Genomic DNA, 1437 nt, shown 5'->3' on the forward strand with positions numbered 1-1437 from the left:
ATCGTTACCCTTTTTATTGTGCTCGGAGCAATAGGCTTCTCTCTTGTTATATCCGAGTATTCCGACGTTGTGGATAACGATATCGCTTCAAGGAATTATCTTCAGCAGAACTCGATAAAACTCCATGAGCTTGAAACAGATCTGTGTATAACCATAAATCTTGGCCGTAATGCAGATTCGGCAGATAATGCCGAGGCTATCGGGAGCTATGTTGAAAAGATAAATTATTCCATGAGCGATTGCAGGGAACTTATGAAAAAGTATGAGGCTATCAGGAAAACAGGCGAGGTAGAAAAACAGTATCAGCTTGTGAAAACTGCTATGAACCAGTATAACGAGATAGTTTCAAACGAGCTCCTTGCTCAGATCGACGCCGGACATTTTGAAACTGCAAACTCCATTTACTTTGAACGATTCATCAATAAAAGAAACAGTCTTGATGACAGTCTGAACCAGCTTCTGACTGTTACGAATGAATCTATCGACAAGCGCTATGACAAGGCGGAATTCAATGCGAAAGTACTTCGTGTATTCTTCATCGGCTTCGGAATTATCGTTCTTGTTCTCCTCAATATGCTCGAATCACGCAGAAAGAGGATAGCAAAGAACCTCGAAACAGCCGTTGATGCCAACGAAAAGACTCAGCAGTCTCTCTATAAAGCCATGTTCACAGATAATGTCACATCTTCAAATAACAGAATATCCTTTGTTATTGAATACGGCGGAGAGCCAGTAGAGATTCCCGCGGGCGAGGCAATGTACTTTGTGATGTTTGACATAAAGGATTTCAGCGGTATCAACTTCAGATACGGCACTTATGTAGGTGATAAGATACTCGCGATGACTGTTGAACGTATCGGCGATGTATTTGATGACGCGACGATCTATCGTACAGGTTCCGATGAATTTGTAGCTGTGATCAAGACCGATGATTCACAGGACACCTTCACAAAGGTGGCTAATCTTGTTGAAAGAGCCTACAGATCCCTTACATCGGATTACGATGTCAATAACAGCCGCGTTTCAGTGGATTATGATATTTCCCTTGTAAGAAAAGAAAATCCCGATATAGTTGATATGAACATCCATAATCAGCTCAAACAGGCTTTCACTAACGGAAGCAGCTATACATCGGGCAACTGCCGCTATTACAAGGATTGATCGGTAAGTAAATAAGGAGGAGAAAAAATGAATATCAGAAAGATAATGGCAATGTCATGTGCGGCAGTATGTTTCCTTACTATGGCATCCTGCGGCAAAAAGTCTATCAAGAAGCGTGAAAAGGTAACGCTTAATGTGTGGAAAATGGAGGACGAGGCTCTGCTTCAGCAGATGGCTGACAACTTCGTTGAGCACTATAAAGATGAGGCGGATATAGAGATTATCCTCGGAAACAAGCCCGAGCACTCTATGACGGAGTATATAAATGATAATCCG

General features: G+C 42.0%; 2 protein-coding genes. Both read left to right on the forward strand.

Features of this window, described 5'->3' with window-relative positions; genetic code table 11:
• The coding region (locus CUS_RS00010) for a diguanylate cyclase domain-containing protein (protein ID WP_037275668.1) at positions 1 to 1161 on the forward strand (1161 nt) is incomplete at its 5' end.
• A 27-nt stretch (positions 1162 to 1188) separates the two neighbouring features.
• Positions 1189 to 1437: hypothetical protein (locus CUS_RS00015; RefSeq protein WP_002846742.1), on the forward strand; the 249-nt coding region annotated here is incomplete at its 3' end.

Source organism: Hominimerdicola alba 8, from assembly GCF_000178155.2.
GTDB classification, from domain to species: domain Bacteria; phylum Bacillota; class Clostridia; order Oscillospirales; family Ruminococcaceae; genus Hominimerdicola; species Hominimerdicola alba_C.